The organism is Haemophilus sp. HMSC71H05 (assembly GCF_001838635.1).
GTDB lineage: Bacteria > Pseudomonadota > Gammaproteobacteria > Enterobacterales > Pasteurellaceae > Haemophilus_D > Haemophilus_D parainfluenzae_R.
On record NZ_KV838026.1, the window covers coordinates 239,260 to 260,948 of the forward strand.

17 protein-coding genes are annotated in these 21,689 nt (G+C 39.0%); 12 read left to right on the forward strand and 5 right to left on the reverse strand.

Features of this window, described 5'->3' with window-relative positions; translation table 11 throughout:
• The first annotated feature begins 89 nt into the window (after positions 1-89).
• The gene (locus HMPREF3279_RS02490; protein WP_049365906.1) at positions 90-1,022 is read left to right on the forward strand and encodes a bile acid:sodium symporter family protein; all 933 of its coding nucleotides are present in this window, start codon (positions 90-92) and stop codon (positions 1,020-1,022) included.
• 69 nt (positions 1,023-1,091) lie between these two features.
• On the opposite strand, the gene sppA is transcribed toward HMPREF3279_RS02490, so the two are convergent.
• On the reverse strand, positions 1,092-2,954 hold the full coding sequence (gene sppA, locus HMPREF3279_RS02495) for a signal peptide peptidase SppA (RefSeq protein WP_070867971.1): 1,863 nt from the start codon (positions 2,952-2,954) through the stop codon (positions 1,092-1,094).
• A 110-nt stretch (positions 2,955-3,064) separates the two neighbouring features.
• Between sppA and HMPREF3279_RS02500 the strand changes: the two genes are divergently transcribed.
• Positions 3,065-3,619, forward strand: a complete 555-nt coding sequence (locus HMPREF3279_RS02500) for a nitroreductase family protein (protein WP_070867972.1) — start codon at positions 3,065-3,067, stop codon at positions 3,617-3,619.
• 40 nt (positions 3,620-3,659) lie between these two features.
• Here HMPREF3279_RS02500 and HMPREF3279_RS02505 read toward each other — a convergent pair whose 3' ends face one another.
• Positions 3,660-4,745 carry a homoserine O-acetyltransferase MetX gene (locus HMPREF3279_RS02505; RefSeq protein ID WP_070867973.1) on the reverse strand — a complete coding sequence of 362 codons (1,086 nt, stop codon included), beginning with the start codon at positions 4,743-4,745 and terminating at the stop codon, positions 3,660-3,662.
• Positions 4,746-4,902: 157 nt separating this feature from the next.
• On the opposite strand from HMPREF3279_RS02505, the gene HMPREF3279_RS02510 reads away from it, so the two are divergent.
• The 9 genes from HMPREF3279_RS02510 (at position 4,903) to yedE (ending at position 15,579) form a co-directional block, all read left to right on the forward strand.
• Positions 4,903-5,601 (forward strand): SanA/YdcF family protein, encoded by a 699-nt coding sequence (locus tag HMPREF3279_RS02510; RefSeq protein WP_049365910.1) that lies wholly within the window; start codon positions 4,903-4,905, stop codon positions 5,599-5,601.
• 167 nt (positions 5,602-5,768) lie between these two features.
• Positions 5,769-7,121 carry a lysine-sensitive aspartokinase 3 gene (gene lysC / locus HMPREF3279_RS02515; RefSeq protein WP_070867974.1) on the forward strand — a complete coding sequence of 451 codons (1,353 nt, stop codon included), beginning with the start codon at positions 5,769-5,771 and terminating at the stop codon, positions 7,119-7,121.
• A 129-nt stretch (positions 7,122-7,250) separates the two neighbouring features.
• Positions 7,251-8,549 carry an adenylosuccinate synthase gene (gene purA, locus HMPREF3279_RS02520; protein ID WP_005695883.1) on the forward strand — a complete coding sequence of 433 codons (1,299 nt, stop codon included), beginning with the start codon at positions 7,251-7,253 and terminating at the stop codon, positions 8,547-8,549.
• A gap of 64 nt (positions 8,550-8,613) precedes the next feature.
• Positions 8,614-9,279, forward strand: coding sequence for a DUF484 family protein (locus HMPREF3279_RS02525; RefSeq protein ID WP_070867975.1), 666 nt, complete (start codon positions 8,614-8,616; stop codon positions 9,277-9,279).
• A 163-nt stretch (positions 9,280-9,442) separates the two neighbouring features.
• Positions 9,443-10,438, forward strand: a complete 996-nt coding sequence (locus tag HMPREF3279_RS02530; protein WP_070867976.1) for an ABC transporter substrate-binding protein — start codon at positions 9,443-9,445, stop codon at positions 10,436-10,438.
• A gap of 19 nt (positions 10,439-10,457) precedes the next feature.
• Positions 10,458-11,528, forward strand: coding sequence for an ABC transporter ATP-binding protein (locus HMPREF3279_RS02535; RefSeq protein ID WP_070867977.1), 1,071 nt, complete (start codon positions 10,458-10,460; stop codon positions 11,526-11,528).
• Positions 11,529-11,539: 11 nt separating this feature from the next.
• Positions 11,540-13,234 (forward strand): ABC transporter permease, encoded by a 1,695-nt coding sequence (locus tag HMPREF3279_RS02540; RefSeq protein ID WP_014065220.1) that lies wholly within the window; start codon positions 11,540-11,542, stop codon positions 13,232-13,234.
• 17 nt (positions 13,235-13,251) lie between these two features.
• Positions 13,252-14,310 (forward strand): ABC transporter ATP-binding protein, encoded by a 1,059-nt coding sequence (locus HMPREF3279_RS02545; RefSeq protein WP_070775457.1) that lies wholly within the window; start codon positions 13,252-13,254, stop codon positions 14,308-14,310.
• 207 nt (positions 14,311-14,517) lie between these two features.
• Positions 14,518-15,579, forward strand: coding sequence for a YedE family putative selenium transporter (gene yedE / locus HMPREF3279_RS02550; RefSeq protein WP_070867978.1), 1,062 nt, complete (start codon positions 14,518-14,520; stop codon positions 15,577-15,579).
• A 92-nt stretch (positions 15,580-15,671) separates the two neighbouring features.
• Here yedE and ilvN read toward each other — a convergent pair whose 3' ends face one another.
• The 3 genes from ilvN to fabB all read right to left on the reverse strand — a co-directional run bounded on the left by ilvN (position 15,672) and on the right by fabB (position 19,477).
• Positions 15,672-16,163, reverse strand: coding sequence for an acetolactate synthase small subunit (ilvN, locus tag HMPREF3279_RS02555; protein ID WP_070867979.1), 492 nt, complete (start codon positions 16,161-16,163; stop codon positions 15,672-15,674).
• Positions 16,163-17,887 carry an acetolactate synthase 3 large subunit gene (locus HMPREF3279_RS02560; protein ID WP_070867980.1) on the reverse strand — a complete coding sequence of 575 codons (1,725 nt, stop codon included), beginning with the start codon at positions 17,885-17,887 and terminating at the stop codon, positions 16,163-16,165. Before HMPREF3279_RS02560 ends, ilvN begins: the two co-directional genes overlap by 1 nt.
• 369 nt (positions 17,888-18,256) lie before the next feature.
• The gene (gene fabB / locus HMPREF3279_RS02565; protein ID WP_049365920.1) at positions 18,257-19,477 is read right to left on the reverse strand and encodes a beta-ketoacyl-ACP synthase I; all 1,221 of its coding nucleotides are present in this window, start codon (positions 19,475-19,477) and stop codon (positions 18,257-18,259) included.
• 182 nt (positions 19,478-19,659) lie between these two features.
• On the opposite strand from fabB, the gene mnmC reads away from it, so the two are divergent.
• Positions 19,660-21,669 carry a bifunctional tRNA (5-methylaminomethyl-2-thiouridine)(34)-methyltransferase MnmC2/FAD-dependent 5-carboxymethylaminomethyl-2-thiouridine(34) oxidoreductase MnmC1 gene (gene mnmC / locus HMPREF3279_RS02570; RefSeq protein WP_070867981.1) on the forward strand — a complete coding sequence of 670 codons (2,010 nt, stop codon included), beginning with the start codon at positions 19,660-19,662 and terminating at the stop codon, positions 21,667-21,669.
• Positions 21,670-21,689: the final 20 nt, after the last annotated feature.

Below are 21,689 nucleotides of genomic sequence, written 5' to 3' on the forward strand. Positions count from 1 at the left end.
TTAAAATAAGTTAGGCATAGACATCTCAAAAAAACGTCTTTAAAATTGACCGCTCTTTTCATTCTTTTTAACAAAATAGGAAAGCAACTATGCAAGCGTTATTAAAACTCACTAACTTTGTGAGCAAAACTTTCGCACTATGGGCGATTGTTTTTGCTCTTCTCGCCTTTCTCTTCCCAGAGCAATTCAAAATTTTTGCACCCTACATTCCTTACCTTTTAGGTTTGGTGATGTTTGGCATGGGGATTACCTTAACTTTCGCTGATTTCAGTGAAGTGGCTAAACACCCGAAATCTGTATTCATTGGTGTAGCGGGTCAATTCATTATCATGCCTGCTATTGCATTTGGATTAGCAAAAGCCTTTGATTTGCCAGCTGATTTAGCGGTTGGTGTAATTCTTGTGGGTTCTTGCCCAGGTGGTACGTCATCAAACGTAATGACTTATTTAGCGAAAGGTAATACCGCGCTTTCTGTTGCTTGTACCACAATCTCAACCTTACTTTCACCAGTATTAACCCCTGCTATTTTCTATGTATTAGCAAGCCAATGGTTAGATATTGATGCAGGTGCAATGTTTATGTCTGTATTAAAAATGGTGTTGTTCCCAATTTTCTTAGGTTTAGTTGTTCGTGCACTCTTCAAAAAACAAGTGGAACAAGCAAGCCAAACTATGCCATTAGTCTCTGTTATTTCTATTGTATTAATCCTTGCAGCCGTCGTAGCAGTAAGTAAAGATAAGATTGTAGAATCTGGCCTATTAATTTTCAGCGTGGTGGTTTTACATAACTGCTTAGGCTATTTAATTGGCTACTTTGCGGCAAAATTATTTAAACTTAATACGGCGGATAGTAAAGCAGTAGCAATTGAAGTGGGTATGCAAAACTCCGGTTTAGGTGCTGCACTGGCAGCCGCTCATTTCAACCCAATTGCCGCAGTACCAAGTGCTTTATTTAGTTTCTGGCACAATGTATCGGGTCCAATTTTGGCGAATATTTTCTCTAATATCAAAAATGAAAAATAAGCTATTTGGGTAAAAAAATAAGGGCGGAAATTATATTCCGCCCTTTTTATATTTTACTGTTTTACTGTTTTACTTAACCGAACCACAATTTAAACAATACAAATACTGCCCTTTTGGATCATTAAATTTGGTTAACACATTCAGTTGTTTTTTCACTTGATGTACTTCCTGTGGCAATCCCAACCAATTTGTCAATAATACTTGCCCTTTTTGCTTAAGCTTGCGATCTAATTTTGCTAAGAAGCTATCATCTTCATCAACTAACCATTGCACACTAAAGCTATCCATATATTTATCCGGATTTTGGTTTACTAGGGCACCAGCTTTCTCAATGGCTACATCTATATCACCTAATTCATCCACCAAACCATTTTTATGTGCATCTTGCCCTAACCAAACTTGGCCTTGAGCAATTTTATCTACTTTATCTTTTGATAACTGACGACCACGGCTTACGACATCTAAGAAGCGGTCATAACCATTTTCAATACCAAGTTGATAGATATCTTGAGTATTTTTATTTAGAGGGCTTAAAGCTGATGTTTCCGCGAGATCTGTTGTCGCTACCCCATCGCTACTCATTCCCATTTTTTTAATCGTGTTTTCAAAGGTTGGGAATAATGCAAAGATCCCAATGGAACCCGTAATCGTATTTTTATCTGCCACAATATAATCTGCAGTAGATGAAATCCAATAACCACCAGATGCAGCCATACCGCCCATAGATACCACAACAGGCTTACCTGCTTTTTGAAGATTTTCAGTTTCCTGACGAATAATTTCTGATGCAAAAGCGCTACCGCCCGGAGAATTAACACGGAGAACAACCGCCTTCACTTTCTCGTTATTGTAGGCTTGTCTCAATAACTTCGCGATGGTATCACCGCCAGCTGATTCTTCATCGCTTTCACCATCAATAATTGTCCCTTCGACATTCACTACCGCAACAATATTTTTTTCATTTGGATCCACAGAGAAACGATCACCTAAATCAGATAAATAATCTTCAAAATCGACTAATTTGGCTTTGCCCTCTTCACCTTGACCAAAAAGTGCGGTCAATTTTTTATCTAAATCCAATCTTGTCGCAAACTGTGTCACTAACTGACGTTTTTTCACATAAGCCGTTTCATCACCTTTTAACGCTTTTAAATCACTAATGTATTTTTGTGCATTGGGTAATACATCATTGGCGGTAATATGACGATTAACCATTAGTGTTTGCATATAGTTTTGCCACATGCCGCCAAGCCATTTTTGCATATTCGCTTTTGCTTCTGGCGACATATCATCACGCAAGAATGGTTCTACCGCGGACTTATAAGTCCCTACACGGAAAATATGAGGTGTGATTTCAAGTTTTTCGAGCATGGATTTAAAGTAAAGGTTTTCCTGACGCAAACCTTGAATACCGACTTGCCCAATCGGATTGAGATAAATGTCATCCGCAAAACTCGCAAGGAAATATTGTGCCTGCGTGTAATTATCAGCATAAGCAATAACTGGCTTTTCTGACTCTTTGAAACTTTGAATCGCTTTTCCTACATATTCTAATGAGGGAAGATCGCCCCCTTCAAAGTCATTTAAATTCAGTACTAAACCACGAATGCGTTCATCATCTTTTGCAGATAAAATACTTTGTACCACATCAAAAGTGGAATATTTATAAGAGACCTTTTCATTATTTAAACGTTGAAATTCCTCTTGCCAACTCAGCATATCTTCCGTGTTATCTGCAAGATAGCCTGTTAAATTTAAATATAATGCGCCTTGATCGCCTGATAAAACTTGGCTTTTCTTACCATCACTAAAAAGACTGACAAGCACAATCAACGCTAAAACAAACAGTAAGAACACAAAATTCATCACAAGATTTCGGATAAAATTGAGCGCTTTACAACAAAATTTCAATACGCTTAAGATGACATTCATGCGAAATTAAACCTTTAAAACAGAAATAAAAATTGTGCGTAGCCTATCATAAAGTCCTATGAAAAACTATGCTATAATCAACCGCACTTAACTAGAAGAAGGAAAATACTATGGATGCATTAACCCTTTTAACACAACGCAAATCGAATAAAAAATTAATGGCACCAGCCCCTAGCCAAGTGCAATTAGAACAGATGTTTCAAGCGGCTTTACATGCCCCTGATCATGGTAAACTTGAACCTTATCATTTCGTGGTAATCCAAGGCACAGGTTTAAGTGAATTGGAAAGCTTACTCAAAGCGGCGGTGACTGAATTTGATTTAGGTGAAGAACGATTAAAAAAAGCAGAAAACTTTGCACGCCGTGCGCCAATGGTCATTGCAGTGATAGCTAAAATTAATCATGAAGTTAAAAAAGTACCAGGTTGGGAACAAATGCTTACTGCAGGTGCAGCAACTTATGCGATTCAACTTGCAGGCAATGCATTGGGTTTTGAAAGTTTTTGGGCAACTGGTCCTCTCGTTGAGGGACGTGAATTACGTGAAGCATTTGGTTGTGACAAAAATGATAAGATCGTTGCCTTATTACAAATTGGTACCGCAGCTGAAAAATTAGAAAGAGACTGTAAACCAAAAGATTTATCACGTTTTGTGAGCCATCTATAAAGATCAAAAAAGGCGGAGATTTCCGCCTTTTCTATTCATGTTATTCAAACTCGCCTTCTAATCCACTTCGGATTTTATTTTCAAACGCTGTATAGTCCACTAAAAACGCATCGTGACCATAATCCGATGGGAATTCGTAGAATCTTAAATCCACGCCAGCTTGCTCTAAAAGCTGTTTACTTTTATGCAAATCAATGGATTTAAATAGTTGATCTGTTGTCACTGAAACCAATGTATAGCAGGCTTTAATTCGAGATAACGCTTCTTTGACATCCGTATACCCTACGCTAGGATCATACAGATCGAGAGCACGCAATAAATGCAAATAGGTGTTAGCATCAAAACGCTCTAAGAATTTTCTACCTTGATAACTCAAATAGGATTCCACTTGAAAGTGATCACCCCAAAATTGTCCTTCAGATTTAGTCGCTCGCCCAAATGCCTTGGCTAACTGTACATCGGTCCGATAGGTCAACATTCCCAACATACGAGCAATAGAAAGACCTTGATTAGGCGGTGTCCCTTCATAATAATCACCATTATTAAAATTCGGATCATTAATGACAGCCTGACGCATCACATGATTAAACCCAATAGCTTCCGCACTGAAGAAAATTGAAGAGCAAAGATTCACAATATTATCCATAAAATCCGGATAATCAATTGCCCATTGTGTAGCTTGCATACCGCCAAAAGAGCCGCCCACTATCGCTTTTAGATGTGTTATACCGAGATAGTCAAGTAACGCTTTTTGTACTTTGATAATATCTTGAACAATAATATTGGGGAACTGACTACCATAAGGTTTTCCCGTAGTGGGATTAATTGAGCTTGGTCCCGTTGTTCCTTTACAACCTCCTAATACATTTGAACAAATGAAAAAATATTTAGATGTGTCAAATGCGAGGCCATCCCCCATAAAATTTTGCCACCAACCATCTTTATTCGGTTCATCAAAATAAGGTTCTGCATCTCCCGTTAAGGCATGACAAATCAATACAGCATTGCTTTTATCTGCATTTAAAGTCCCGTAAGTTTGATACGCGACATTGATAGGCGAAAGCTGCCCACCCAATGTTAATTGGAGGGGATTGTCTTGAAAAAGCACGACATTTTGCACAGCCATTAAAATGATAACCTTTTACGTTGATGATTTAACAATTATCAACAGCTCATGTTTTTTGTCAAGAAGTTTTAGACGTTTAGACGTCCAAATATTTCCTTATCAATTTGGTAAACAAATTACACTTGAAATTATTTTGATTTTTCAGTATGTTAGCCATATGCAACTATCCAAAATGCGGTTAAAAATGACCGCACTTTCATGGCTCTCTCGCCTTCCGCTGAAAAAACTCCTCGGCTACGCTTTGGGGTTAGGTTTACTCGTCTTGATTGGTTGCTTCACCATTGATCGTGCTATTAGTTTCTATGTACAGGATCGCGTTTATGAAGACGTTGAAACGCTCCCTCATCGCCACTATGCACTAGTACTTGGTACATCTAAATATGTTGCCAAAGGCAAAACCAACAAATATTACGACTACCGTTTAGAAGCATCAAAATACTTAATCGATCAAAATAAAGTTGATTATTTATTGCTAAGTGGCGATAACCGCACGCTTCAATATAACGAGCCTCGCACCATGTTTTTAGACCTACGTAAAATGGGCGTGTCTGAAAGCGTCATGTTTAAAGATTTTGCAGGATTCCGCACCTTAGACTCTGTTGTGAGAGCAAATAAAGTTTTCCAAGTTCCCTCTTTTACGATCATCAGTCAAAAATTCCATTGTGAACGTGCTCTGCTTATTGCTAAACATTACGATATTGATGCCATTTGTTTCACCGCAAAACAGCCTGAAGTTTATTTTGGGACGCGTGTCCGCGAAATGTTTGCTCGCGTGAAAGCCGTATTAGACTTAATTATCGGGGTAAAACCTTATTTTCTTGGCACGCCAGAACCACTGCCAATGCCTGCTGAATAGTTAATGATTCTTTAATTTTTACCCTGTTTAATCAAAAAAGATCTAAATAAAAAGATTTTTATACGATTTTTTATCATATTTATTTGACAATTTTTATTTAAATCGCTATTTCTAATAGCCATCATAAAATACAACATCTTACTTTTTTCATTTTAGAGGATTATCTTATGTCTCATTTATCGGTAGCAAAATTTGGTGGTACATCCGTCGCGAACTATTCCGCTATGCAAGCTTGTGCCAAAATTGTCATTGCAGATCCTAATACTCGCGTTGTCGTGCTTTCAGCATCTGCTGGTGTAACAAACTTATTAGTTGCCTTAGCCAATGGTGTCGAAGCTGAAGAGCGCGCAAAATTAATTGGTGAAGTCCGCCAAATTCAAGAAAACATTTTAAATGAATTAAAAGACGACAGCCGTGTTCGCCCTATCATTGAAAAATACTTAGAAAATATTACCGCACTTTCTGAAGCGGCTAGTCTTGCAACATCACTCGCTTTAACTGATGAGCTCATTAGCCACGGTGAAATGATGTCAACGCAAATTTTCATTGAAGTATTAAGAGAATTAAAAGCTTCTGCGACTTGGGTTGATGTACGTACTTTAGTGGCAACTAATGATAACTTTGGTAAAGCGGCACCAGATGATGCACAAACTCAAGCGAACTGCGATAATTTATTGAAACCATTAATCGACCGCGGTGAATTAGTCATCACTCAAGGCTTTATCGGTCGTGAACCAGGCGGTAAAACGACTACTTTAGGCCGTGGTGGTAGCGACTACTCTGCGGCACTTTTAGCAGAAGTATTAAACGCAAAAGATGTCTTAATTTGGACGGATGTGGCGGGTATTTATACGACCGATCCACGTATCGTACCAAATGCACAACGTATTGATACCATGAGCTTTGCTGAAGCAGCTGAAATGGCAACCTTTGGGGCGAAAGTATTACACCCTGCGACATTGCTTCCTGCTGTGCGCAGTAATATCCCTGTTTATGTAGGTTCAAGTAAAGCACCAGAAGCTGGCGGTACTTGGGTAACACGTGATCCGCAACCTCGCCCAACATTCCGTGCAATTGCATTACGTCGCGATCAAACCCTACTAACGCTTTCAAGTCTCAGTATGCTACATGCACAGGGCTTCCTGGCGAATGTATTCACTATCTTAGCGAAATATAAAATTTCAGTGGATACGATCACAACCTCTGAGGTAAGCATTGCATTAACCTTAGATAAAACTGGCTCAGCGTCATCTGGTGTAGAATTACTTTCTCCGGAATTACTAGAAGAATTAAGCCAATATTGTACCGTGAAAGTGGATACTGGCTTATCGCTTGTCGCATTAATTGGAAATGATTTACACCTCGCTTCAGGTGTGGCAAAACGTATTTTTGACACTCTTGAAGGCTATAACATTCGCATGATTAGCTATGGCGCAAGCACCAATAACATTTGTATGCTCGCGATGAGTGACAAAGCAGATGACGTGGTTCGTTCATTACACAAATCATTGTTTGAATAAAAAATTTACTGAAAGTGCGGTTAAAAATAACCGCACTTTTTTACGTTTAAAATTTGAGATTACGACCAAAAAAGAGTAAAGTAATCGTTTGTCTGATTTATAAACTTACGCAAACTTAAGGCGGAAATTATGGGAAAAAGTGTTGTTGTTCTTGGCGCTCAGTGGGGCGATGAAGGGAAAGGCAAGATCGTTGATTTATTAACAGATCGCGTTAAATATGTGGTGCGTTACCAAGGTGGTCACAACGCAGGTCACACTTTAATTATTAATGGTGAAAAAACCGTATTACGCTTAATTCCATCAGGTATTTTACGTGATAACGTGACCTGTTTAATCGGTAACGGCGTAGTGCTTTCTCCTGCCGCATTAATGCAAGAAATGGGCGAATTAGAAAGCCGTGGCGTAAAAGTACGTGAACGTTTATTAATTTCAGAAGCTTGTCCATTAATCCTACCTTATCACGTTGCCATGGATCACGCGCGTGAAGCCGCATTAGGTAAAAAAGCCATTGGTACAACCGGTCGTGGTATCGGCCCAGCTTATGAAGATAAAGTAGCTCGTCGTGGTTTACGTGTGGGCGATTTATTCAATCGCGAAGCCTTTGCTGAAAAATTAAAAAATATCCTTGAATACTATAATTTCCAATTGGTGAACTACTACAAAGTAGAACCTGTTGATTATCAAAAAACATTAGACGATGTGTTCGCGGTAGCTGATATTATTACTGGCATGGTAGCAGATATCACAACTATTTTAGATACTGCTCGTAAAAATGGCGACAACATCCTATTCGAAGGTGCACAAGGCACCATGCTTGATATCGACCACGGCACCTATCCGTATGTAACCAGTTCGAACACCACAGCAGGCGGCGTAGCGACAGGTTCTGGTTTCGGTCCTCGTAACCTTGATTATGTGTTAGGTATCATCAAAGCTTACTGTACACGTGTTGGTGGCGGTCCATTCACCACAGAATTATTCGATGAAACTGGTGCTGAAATTGCCCGTAAAGGTAACGAATTTGGTGCAGTAACTGGTCGTCCACGTCGTTGTGGTTGGTTCGATGCTGTAGCGATTCGCCGTGCGATTCAACTTAACTCAATTTCTGGTTTCTGCATGACCAAATTAGACGTATTAGATGGCTTTGATGAAGTGAAAATCTGTACCGCTTACAAAATGCCAAATGGTGAAATCGTTGAATATGCGCCATTAGCAGCAAAAGATTGGGAAGGCGTAGAGCCAATTTACGAAACCTTACCTGGTTGGAAAGAAAACACCTTCGGTGTGACTGATGTAAATAAATTACCGCAAACTTGCCGTGATTACATCAAACGTATCGAAGAAGTAACTGGTGTGCCGGTAGCTATCCTTTCAACGGGTCCAGATCGTGTTCAAACAATGATTTTACGCGATCCATTTGCGGCCTAAAACAGCATAAAAATAAACCGCACGTTGGTACAACCAAGTGCGGTTATTTTTTAAGGAGTTTTTGATGACTGAACAAGATATTGCTGACTACCTAAAAAATCACCCTGATTTTTTTACTCATCGCCCGGAATTACTTCAACAGCTTACCATTCCACATAGCCATGAAGAAGGGACAATTTCGTTAGTCGAAGCACAACTTGCTCAGCAACGAAAACAAATCAAAACGCTTACTCAACTCCTCGAAAAATTTCATCAACTTGCTCATCAAGAAGCAGATATCTTCTTTGCTCTTTTGCCTTTGCAGAAAAAACTATTTCAAACAGAAGACTTTATCGTCATCGATGAAAAGTTAGATGACTGGGCAAAAGGTTATGAGCTAGAAGGTGCCAAAATCTTACTTTTCACTGACAGCTGGCAAAAAAAGGACAGCATTCCTGAACAATATTGGCTAGACCGAAAAGCTTTTGAACTCATTCGACTAGAGCGTATGGGTTTACGCCAATTCTATTTAGGCGATCTCTCCAATAAAGAAAAAGCCCTCATGTTCCTTCCTGAAGAACTCCCTATCGGCTCTGTGGCGATTTGCCGTTTAGGTGGAACACCCCAAAAACCAACCGCACTTTTACTCTTCAAATCTCGAGACACTGACCGTTTCCACAACGACCAAGACACTACATTTCTTCGACATTTAGTTGATATTGTGGAATTGCATTTGGGAAGATGGATTTAGACATTATTAAGTGATCTCTATCACAAATCTGAAAATTATTTAAATTTAGACTTTTATATTCAAATATTTAAGCGTATTTTGTAGGTTAGATGTTTTGGTATAAATGTCGATCGTAGTTTGATCTCATTTACTGATTTTATCCCTATCTCAGTGAGGTTTCATTATGAATAAAAAAATGTCTTTAACATTGATTGCTATTGGACTAGGTATGTCACTTAGTAATATTGCTGCAGCACAAGAAAAATTAATTGTGTACACATCAATGAAGGAATCATTAATTGGAGCATTAAAAGCTAAGTTTACTGAAAAATATCCAGATGTTGAAATGGATTATCAGTCTGCTGGTGCCGGAAAATTGATGGCTAAAATTGCAACGGAAAAAGAATCCGGGAAAATTATGGCTGATGTAATTTGGACAAGTGAAGTACCTGACTTCTTCCAAATGAAAAAGAACGGCATGCTCGAAGCTTATGTTTCCCCTGAAACAAACAATATCGTTAATCCTATCCCTAATTTCGATGGTTCTTTTACTCCAATCCGCCTCGGCACACTAGCAATCGCCTACAATACGCGTTTCGTTAAAGATAACCCGCCTGCTGAATGGGCTGATATCTTAAAACCTGAATATAAAGGTGCGTTTGGTATTGCAAACCCTGCATTATCGGGTACGTCATATATGAGTGTTTCTTTATTAAAAGATAAATTTGGTTGGGAATTCTTTGAAAAATTAAAATCCAATAAAGCAAAAGTGGGTAAAGGCGCAGGACAAGTTATCGACGATACCGCATCTGGTGATTTATTAGCCTCCCTCGCTGTTGACTATATTACCAACGATAAAATCAAAAAAGGCGCGCAATTAAAATTGGTTTATCCAAAAGAAACGCTTGTCATCCCTAGCCCTGCAGCGATCTTAAAAGGTACTGAACACCTTGCTGCTTCACAAAAATTTATTGACTTCTTACTTTCTGAAGATGGACAAAAAATCATTGCAAATGAAGGAACATTACCAGTTAGAAAAGGTATTGAACTTGATGCTAAATTTGGTATGCCATCTCTAGAGGATGCGGTATCAAGAGCAATTCCTATTGACTATGAAAAATTAATGTCAGAAAAAGAAGAAACAATTAAACATTTCACTCAAATTCTTCAAGGTCGTTAATCAGTAAGGAGTAGTGATTATGGCAACAATTACATTTGAAAATGTATCCAAAAAATTCGGTTCAAATGAAGTGTTAAAAAATCTGTCCTTAGTTGTACAAGATGGAGAATGTTTTACACTTCTTGGCCCATCCGGCTGTGGAAAAACTGTCTTATTACGCCTGCTTGCAGGATTTGATGTGCCTGATAGTGGCCGTATTTTAATTGACGATGTGGTTGTTGCCGATCCCGCTACAAACACGGATGTTCCACCAGATCAACGTGGTCTAGGTGTGGTCTTCCAAGATTATGCTGTTTGGCCACATATGACTGTCTTTGACAATATCGCCTATCCTCTTAAATTAAAAAATATTGAAAAACAAGCTCTCCATAAACAAGTGATGGAAGTTGTCGAATTAGTCAATTTAACTGGCTTAGAAGAACGTTTACCTTCTCAATTATCAGGAGGGCAACAACAACGTGTTGCTCTCGCAAGGGCATTAGTTGCTAAACCATCTTTAATGCTCTTAGACGAACCTCTCAATAACCTAGATGCCAATCTTCGAGAAGAAATGCGTTTTGAAATTAAAGAATTACAGAAAAAACTCGGTATTACTATTCTGTACGTAACACATGACCAAGAAATTGCCTTAGCAATATCAGATCGTTTGGCCATTATGAATGAGCATGGTGATATCCAACAAATTGGCACACCATGGGACATTTATGAGCGTTCAGAAAATGAGATGGTGTTTAAATTTATGGGGCTCGCAAATTTCATTCCTGTGAGATACCAAAATAATCATCATTACATTGGAGAAGGCAATCAAATTTTAAATTGGAAAAACTTGCCGCCTAACTCAGGGAAATTAGGATGTCGACCTTCCGATATCATACTAAGCAAAAACAATGAGGGTTTACTAGGAAAAATATCAAGAGCCAGCTTTCTTGGCGCGGTAATGGATTATATGGTAGAGATTGATGGTGTAACACTACGAACAGAAATCCCAACTAATAAAGCATTACGTAATAATTTAATGTTCAATGAAGGTGAAAATTGCTTTATCAGTTTTCATGATTTGCTTTGGTTTGATTCTGCTAAAGAAATCTAGAGGGGTTTATTATGGCTACAACTATTCAAAATAATCATCCATTCAATATTGCTAACGTTATTCTAGCCTTATCTATCGGTATCTTAGTGATCGTTGTTGCGGTTCCTGTTTTACTTATTTTCCTCAATTCATTTTGGGTTGACGGGCAATTTAATATCACTGATGTGGTGAATATTCTTAAGCAAGAAGAAACCTATGAAGCATTACTCAATTCACTTTTTATCGCATCTGGCGTAACTGTGATGAGTACGATTATTGGTACATTTTTTGCTTGGTTAGTGACTCGAACAGATCTACCTTATAAAGGTTTTATGAAAGTGATGTTCCTTGTACCTTTTATGCTTCCTTCTTTCATTGGGGCATTAGCTTGGAAAATGTTACTTTCACCACGTTCTGGCTACATTAACCAATTCTTCATGGATTTAGGATTTGATGGGCCTATTTTTAATATCTATAGCTATGCCGGTATTATGGCCGTAGAAACGATGTATCTTTTCCCATTCGTCTTTATCCAAGTCTGTGGTGCATTGGAGCGCATGGATCCTACATTAGAAGAATCAGCTAGAATCTCTGGCGCAAGCCTCTTTACCATTACACGTAAAATTACCATTCCACTCGTTATGCCAAGTATTCTTTCTGGTGCATTACTCATTATGCTCTATTCTATGGCTCACTTTGGTACTGTTGCCGTACTAGGCGTAGAAAATGGTATTTTCAACATTCCAACCCTCATTTATGAACGTATTCACCAAAGTGCGGGTAGTTTTGAAGCCATTCGTACCGGTACTGTGCTTGCAACTGTTTTAGTATTCACTGCGGCACTAATTATTTGGTTACAAAACAAAATCTTAAATAAAGGTCGATTCCAAATTATTGCAGGTAAAAGCTTTAGACCTATCGAAGTAAAACTTCGTGGTTTAAGAAAACCGTTGCTTGTTATTTGCTTACTCTACATCGCCTTTACAATCGTATTACCTACAGTCACGATTTTCCTTGTTGGCGGATTAAAAACCTATGGATTACCAATTACATGGGAAAATCTCACATTAGATAACTATAAATTCATCTTATTTGAATGGCAGTTAACAAAAGATGCAATTCGCAATAGTGTAACCCTCGGTCTCGCAGCAGCATTGATTACCATGTTTGCAGGGGTAATGATTTCTTATGTTATCGTTAAAATGCGTGTTCGCGGAAAAGGCATTCTTGAGTTCTTAGGGATGTTGCCATTCTCCGTACCTGGCTCTGTAATTGCTCTTGGGGTGATCCTTGCATGGAGTGGTAAATTTGGTATCAATCTCTACAATACAGTTTGGATTATTTTAATTGCTTACATTGCACGTTATATGGCTTTCTCACTCAAAGCTAACTCTGCTGCACTTGAGCAAGTACATGATTCATTAGTTGAAGCTTCTCGAGCATGTGGAGCAAGTATGTGGCAATCTTTAAAAGATATTGTTATCCCACTCGTAAGACCGGGGATGATTGCCGCCTTCTTCCTAATTTTCCTTCCGGCTCTACGCGAATTGACCGTTTCTGTTATGTTATATGGTCCTTCTACACGAACCATCGGGGTAGCAATTTATACCCTAAATGAAGACGGTGAAACCGTTTATTCTGCGGCATTAGCAGGTATCGCCCTAATAATCATTGTGTTAGGTCAAACCGTTATTAAACGTTATGCTGAAAAGAAAACTCAAAAATAGAAGGTTAGGAGTAAAAGATGAGCTATATTCAATTAAATCATGTCATGAAAAAATTTGGTGATGTTATTGCCATTGAAGATCTTAACCTTTCTATCGAAAAAGGCGAATGTTTCTCTATGCTAGGGCCATCGGGTTGTGGAAAAACAACAACCCTAAGAATGATCGCTGGCTTTGAAGACTTAGACGGAGGAGAAATTAAAGTTGGTGATAAATTACTGTCATCGAAGAAAAACAATTTCTATCTCCCGCCAGAGAAACGCAATTTTGGCATGGTCTTTCAGGCCTTTGCGGTATGGCCACATATGACGGTATATGATAACGTTGCCTTTCCGTTAAAACTCAAAAATATTTCAGCCCAAGAAATTGAAAAACGAACAACTGATGCGTTAAGACACACTAATTTACTTAGTGTTGCCAAGAAAAGCCCTGATGATTTATCTGGTGGCGGAAAACAACGTGTGGCACTTGCTAGAGCATTAGCAATTAACCCAGACGTCATGTTACTAGACGAACCATTATCAAGCTTAGACCCACATCTTCGCGAAGAAATGCGGTTTGAAATTAAGGCATTACAGAAAAAATTTGGGTTCTCAATTATTTATGTGACGCATGACCAATCTGAAGCAATGGCACTTTCAGATCGTATTATGGTTATGAAGAAAGGGGCGGTACAACAAATTGATACCCCATTAAACATTTATAACAACCCAGCTAACAAGTTTGTCTTCAATTTTATCGGGTTATCAAATCAATTAAATGTAAACCTGTCATCACAAGGTATTCATATTGATAAAATTGATGGTATTTTTAATCTTCCAGAAATGCCAAATAATGACTTACTTTCACAAGGGAAAGCCATATTAGCAAGCCGTCCATCCGACATTGAATTTGTTCAACAAGGTGGAATCCCAGGTGTTGTAAAACGTCGTTCTTATCTTGGTGAAGTGACGGATTATAATATCCAAGTTGGAGATCAAGATATTCGTGTTCAAATTGGACGACGAGATTCTGGCCCGAAAGAAGGCGAAACATGTCAGATAGCCTTTGAACATTTGCATTGGTACCCTGCTGAATAACATATCTTAAGTGCGGTTAAATTTAACCGCACTTTTATTTTTATAAGAATTAGACAAGCTGTTCTCATTATCAACTAATCTTTGATCCTGCTCACAATTTCAAGAAAATAAACTTTCTTTATTTTTCAACTCTTTCTACAATACCTTTGTTTTTATTATTAAAAACACACAATTCAATTTAACTTCAGATATCACAAGGGTCTAATTATGAAAATTTTAACTTGGCCTGTGGTTGCAGGTGCTGCACTTGGTATCGTTGCGCCACTTCTCACTTACAATGGCAATCCTGGTAATATGGGATTTTGTGCGGCTTGTTTCTTACGCGATACAGCCGGATCGCTTGGATTACACCACGCCGCCCCATTGCAATACCTTCGCCCAGAACTCATTGGATTAGTTTTAGGAGCACTCGCCAGTGCATTCTTATCTAAGGAATTTAAACCTCGTGGTGGCTCTGCCCCACTCGCTCGTATTAGCTTAGGCTTTTTTGCGATGCTTGGTGCACTCATTTTCTTAGGTTGTCCATGGCGTGCTTATTTACGATTAGGTGGCGGTGATCTCACTGCAATTGCAGGTATCGTAGGATTGTTTGCCGGTGTATTAGGCGGCATTTTCTTCGCTAATCGAGGATTCTCATTAGGTAAATCTAAGGAACAAAGCCAATCTTCAGGTTTAATTGGTCCAATCTTTGCCGTAATTTTGCTTGTTTTAGCCTTAACCCAATTTAAATTTGGTGAAAATCTAGCGATTTACACCTCTGAAAAAGGCCCAGGTGCACAACATGCGGCTATTTGGATGTCACTTGCTGGCGGATTACTTCTCGGTGTGCTGATGCAAAAATCGCGTTTTTGCACAATTGGAGCATTCCGAAACTTTGTCCTCTTCCGTGATGCGCATTTATTAAATGGCGTGATTGCATTGATTGTCTTTGCGGCAATAACCAATGCCTTATTAGGTCAATTCCATTTGGGCTTTGAAAAACAACCTATTGCGCATAATGACTATCTCTACAATTTCCTTTCTATGGCGCTTTGCGGTCTTTGCTTTGCATTAGGCGGTGGTTGTCCTGGCAAACAACTAGTCAATATAGGGGAAGGTAACAATGACTCGGCATTATTTGTTCTCGGTATGCTACTGGGCGCAGCTGTGGCACATAACTTTGGCTTAGCGGCAGCTCCTTCAGGTGTTGCAGCCTTTACGCCTTATGTTTTACTTACCGGCTTTGCAGTTTGCTTATATATCGCATTAACCAATAAATCGGAAGCTTGATATTCATTCAGAACAAACAAAAAGGAAGTCCATTATGACTTCCTTTTTTACATAAAAAAGTGCGGTCATTTTTAACCGCACTTTCGAGATCATTAAAGAATATTCTTCTCACCACGAGAAAGACTGATTAACCCTGAACGAACAATTTCAAGTAATGAACTTTCTTCCTTCACAGCCTCAACAAAAGCATCTAATTTGTCTTTTGTACCCGTTAATTGAATCGTGTAGGATTTTGTTGTTACATCCACAATCTGCCCACGGAAGATGTCGGCTAAACGTTTTAACTCATCACGCGATGAACCCGTTGCACGTACTTTCACTAACAACACTTCACGCTCAACGTGCTCATGTTCACTCAAGTTAATAACTTTAAACACATCCACTAATTTGTGAAGTTGTTTTTCGATTTGTTCGAGCACTTGCTCATCCCCCACCGCTTCAATCGTCATACGAGAAAGCGTTGGATCATCGGTTGGTGCCACAGTTAAGCTTTCAATGTTAAATGCACGTTGGGAAAATAAGCCGACCACACGAGATAATGCACCGGATTCATTTTCTAATAAAACAGATAAAATTCTACGCATTATTCTTTCTCCTCTTGTGGTTTGCTTAAAATCATCTCATTCATCGCCCCGCCTCGAACTTGCATTGGGTAAACGTGTTCGGTCTCATCAACGTTAATATCAACAAAGACCAATTTATTTTTAATGCTGAAGGCTTCTTGTAATTTGCTTTCTAATTCATCTGGTGTTGAAATTTGAATTCCCACATGCCCATAAGATTCCGCTAACTTCACGAAATCTGGTAAAGAATTCATATAAGTTTGAGAATGGCGGCCTGAGTAAATCAAATCTTGCCATTGTTTCACCATGCCTAAGAAGTGGTTGTTCAAACAAATCACCACAACAGGAATACCATATTGTGTCGCTGTTGAAAGCTCTTGGATATTCATTTGAATACTGCCATCACCCGTTACGCAAACTACAGTTGCATCAGGATGCGCAAGTTTCACCCCTAAAGCAGCAGGTAAACCAAAGCCCATGGTACCTGCACCACCTGAATTGATCCAACGACGCGGTAAATCAAATGGATAATGTAATGCAGCAAACATTTGATGTTGGCCTACATCCGATGCCACATAAGCTTGGCCTTTTGTAATACGATATACCGCTTCCATCACTTGTTGCGGTTTAATTACGCCTGAAGTGCGGTCGAAATCCAAGCATTTTTTCGCTTTCCATTCATCAATTTGTTTCCACCAATCTTCTAATTGGTTTTGAGGACGCGAACCAATTTCTTCACCTAATAAGCTTAAGAACTCATCCAATACATTTTTTGCGTTACCTACAATTGGAATCGCTACAGGAACGTTTTTAGAAATAGAAGTTGGATCAATATCAATCTGAATCACTTTTGCATTCGGGCAATATTTATCTAAGTTGTTAGTGGTTCGGTCATCAAAACGAACACCAACACCTAGAATTAAATCACTTTCATGCATGGCTGTATTGGCTTCGTAAGTTCCGTGCATCCCAAGCATACCTAAGAATTGTTTATCGGTACTTGGATATACACCCAAACCCATTAACGATGAAGTTACCGGTAAATTTAAACGTTGTGCAAATTGTGTTAATTCTTCATGACAGCCTGCAGCAACTGCACCACCACCGACGAATAAAACCGGTTTTTTAGCCACTAATAATGCTTTTAACGCTTTCTTAATTTGACCTTTGTGACCATTTACTGTTGGATTATAAGAACGAAGCTCAACTGATTTTGGATATTCGTAAGGATATTTTAATGTTGGGTTTACGGTATCTTTTGGAATATCTACGACAACGGGACCTGGACGGCCTGTTGAAGCAATATAAAAAGCTTTTTTCAAGATACCTGGAATATCTTCTGCTTTTTTAACGATAAAGCTGTGTTTAACTACCGGGCGAGAAATCCCCACCATATCACATTCTTGGAATGCATCACGACCGATTAAGCTACTCATGACCTGACCTGAAATGATCACCATTGGCACTGAATCAGTATAAGCCGTTAAAATACCCGTAATCGCATTGGTTGCACCTGGACCTGAGGTTACTAACACGCAACCTACCTTACCTGTCGCACGCGCATAACCATCAGCCATATGTACCGCAGCTTGCTCATGACGGACTAAAATATGTTCAATCCCACCAAGGGTATGGATTGCATCATAAATATCCAATACGGCACCGCCTGGATAACCAAATAAATACTCAACGCCTTCGTCACGCAAAGACTGAACCACCATTTCCGCACCGGATAATTTCTTCATATTTTACTCCTAAAACTGACCGCACTTTTATTACTACGATTCGTTGTCAAAACAATGGAACCATCATACCGAAAGAACACAACTTGTCTAGCGTTACAAAACGCTAAAAACACCAATTTAAAAGCATTAAAATCTAAAAAATAAAACAAAAACAGTTTTAAATAAAAATTATTATTTAAAAATAAACAAAATCGAAATTTTGTATAGAGTTTTATAAAAATGAAAAAATTTTATTCTTTTATTCAAAAATTTGAACTAGATCACATTTTAAATGTTGTTTTCTTTTATGAGCGAGGAAAAAAGAAGCAATGATAAGAAAAAACCGCACTTGGAAGCCCCAAAGTGCGGTTAGATTTTAAGAATTTTTAATTAGCCGTTATAACGTCTGAAAACTAAAGTTGCGTTTGTACCACCGAAACCAAAGCTGTTTGACATCACAGTTTGTAAACCTGCATTTTCTTTTGTTTCAGTCACGATATTGCAGCCTTCTGCCGCTTCATCTAATGTTTCGATATTAATGCTTGGAGCAATGAAGTCATTGTGTAGCATTAATAAGGTATAGATTGCTTCGTGTGCACCAGCAGCACCTAAAGAGTGACCGGTCATTGATTTGGTTGAAGAAATCGCTGGGATTTTGTCACCAAATACATTTTTGATCGCACCTAATTCTTTCACGTCACCAACTGGTGTTGATGTACCGTGTACGTTGATGTAATCAATTGGGGTATCCACAGTTGCCATTGCTTGTTTCATACAACGCTCAGCACCTTCACCACTTGGTGCGACCATGTCGTAACCATCAGAGGTTGCACCGTAGCCCACGATTTCAGCGTAAATTTTTGCGCCACGTGCTAATGCGTGTTCTAATTCTTCAACCACTACAACTGCACCACCACCTGCGATAACGAAACCATCACGGTTTGCATCGTAAGCACGAGACGCTTTTTCTGGGGTATCATTGTATTTAGTTGAAACTGCACCCATTGCATCGAATTCAGTTGCACATTCCCAAGATAATTCTTCCGCACCACCTGCGAAAACCACATCTTGTTTACCTAATTGAATTAATTCTACTGCGTGACCGATACAGTGTGCAGACGTTGCACAAGCAGAACTGATTGAGTAGTTCACACCACGGATTTTGTAAGGAGTTGCTAAACAAGCTGATACGCTTGAAGCCATGGTTTTAGTTACTGCGTAAGGACCAATTGCTTTCACACCGCGAGGACCACGCACTGCATCACAAGCCACCAATTGGTTGTGTGCTGAACCAGTACCTGCACCGATTACAAGACCTGTACGGTCGTTTGAAACTTGATCTTCTGTTAAACCTGAATCTTCAATCGCTTCACGCATAGAAAGGTATGCATAAGCTGCCGCATCACCCATAAAACGATATACTTTACGATCGATGTGCTCGCTTGGATCAAGTTTGATTGTGCCCGCAACATGGCTACGCATTTTCATTTCAACAAACTCAGGCACGACTTCAATACCAGATTTACCGGCTTTTAATGAAGCCAAAACTTCTTCTTTGTTGTTACCGATACTTGAAATAATACCAAAACCAGTAATTACAGCTCTTTTCATTCTTTATTCCTTATGATTTAGGGGAAATTTAGTTCAACTTACAGTCGTTAGCTGAACGCAATTTACTATGAAATGAAAATATTGCAAGCAATAATTCATTTGTTCGACCAGTTAAGTTTTAACCGTCTCAAAATTTCCGTGCTATTATAAAAGAATTTGATAAGGCAAAAAAGGGCTAACACATGTTCACCATTCAGCATGCAAAAATTCATTTTAACCAAGAGAATACCCCTGTTTCAGATAAATTTGATGATGTGTATTTTTCTAATCAGGATGGTTTAGCGGAAACCCATTATGTGTTTTTAGAAGGCAATCAGTTGTGGGAACGTTGGGTTAATTATCAAGAAGCCCATTTTGTTATTGCTGAAACGGGGTTTGGCACAGGATTAAATTTCTTTGCGGTGACCACGCTATTCGGTGAATTTCGTCAAAAGTACCCCAATTCGCCTTTAAAACGCCTTTATTTTATCTCTTTTGAAAAATACCCTTTGGCACTTGATGCGTTACAACAAGCTCATTTAGCCTATCCGCAATTTTCTCATCTTGCTCAGCATTTACAACAGCATTGGCTTAATCCCATTCAAGGTTGCTATCGTTTTCATTTTGATGAAACCACGTTAGATCTTTGGTTTGGTGATGTAGCTGAAAATCTGCCACAACTGGGCGATTATATGAATGATAAAATTGATGCGTGGTTTTTAGATGGTTTTGCGCCAAGTAAAAATCCAGACATGTGGAACGAGCAGCTTTATCAGCAAATGTTTCGTTTTACCAAGCCACAAGGCACCTTTGCGACTTTTACTGCAGCAAGTGCGGTCAGAAAAGGCTTAGAAAATGCAGGCTTTAATATTACGAAACGAAAAGGCTTTGGTAAAAAACGAGAATGTCTTTCTGGTCAAAAAACGCATGAAAAACTGACCGCACTTTCATTACCCTGGTTTCATAGTCAATCCGCGAATCTAAACGAGCAAGATATTGCCATTATTGGTGGTGGGATTGCCTCTCTTTGTACGGCAATCTCCCTGCTTAAACGCGGCGCCAAAATTACGATTTATTGCGAAGATGAGCAAACTGCCCTCAATGCATCTGGCAATAAACAAGGCGCATTTTATCCGCAACTGAGCGATGATAACGAGCGTAATATTCGTTTTTATATTCATGCTTTTGCCTATGGCCTCCAATTTCTACAATGGGCAATTCAGCAAAAAATCGAATTTGAACACGAATTCTGCGGTGTTGCGCTTTGTGCTTACAACGACAAAGCTGAAAGTAAATTAAATAAAATCGCTGCGCTGAATTTGCCTTCTGATTTATATCAGTTCTTAAATCAAACTGAATTAAGCAAAAAAGTGGGCTTACCGTTACCTTTTGGGGGCGGTTTTATTCCTCAAGGCGCTTGGCTTGCACCTCGTCAGTTAGTTCAACATGCTTTTGCCTTTTTAGAGAAACAAGGTGTCCAGATTAAAATATCACAAAAAGTAACCGCACTTTCTCAAACAGAAAATGGTTGGCAAATCACCACAGCTGAAAATAAAACGTTCAACCATGAAGTAGTTGTTTTGGCAAACGGGCATAAACTTACTGATTTTGAACAAACACAAAAACTGCCACTCTATCCTGTTCGCGGCCAAGTGAGCCAAATTCCAACATCCGCAAATTTGCTTAAACTCAAAACCGTGTTGTGCTATGACGGCTACCTTACGCCAGTCGATCAAGCGAAAGCCAGTCATTGTATTGGCGCAAGTCATGTTCGTGATAATGCGACTCGTGAATTTAGCCTAACCGAACAACAAGAAAACCAACAAAAAATTCAGCAAAATATCCCTGAAGATTGGACAAAAGAAGTGGATACATCGGGCAATCTTGCTCGAATCGGTGTGCGTTGTTCAGTACGAGATCTTACGCCAATGATGGGCGCTGTTCCTCATTTTTCAGCGCAGCAAGTACAATATCAGAATTTGTTTAATTTACGACGCCGTAAACAGCCAATAGAGCAAGCTGAAAACTACTCTAATCTCTATTTAATCGGTGCATTAGGCTCTCGAGGATTAACCTCTGCACCATTTTTAGGGGAAACACTGGCTTCCTTAATTTATGGCGAACCCTTACCGATGAGTGAAGAGCTGATTCATAACTTAATGCCAAACCGCAGTTGGGTTAGACGCTGGTTGAAAGGTGCGGAGGTCAAATAAAAAAGTGCGGTTAAAATTAA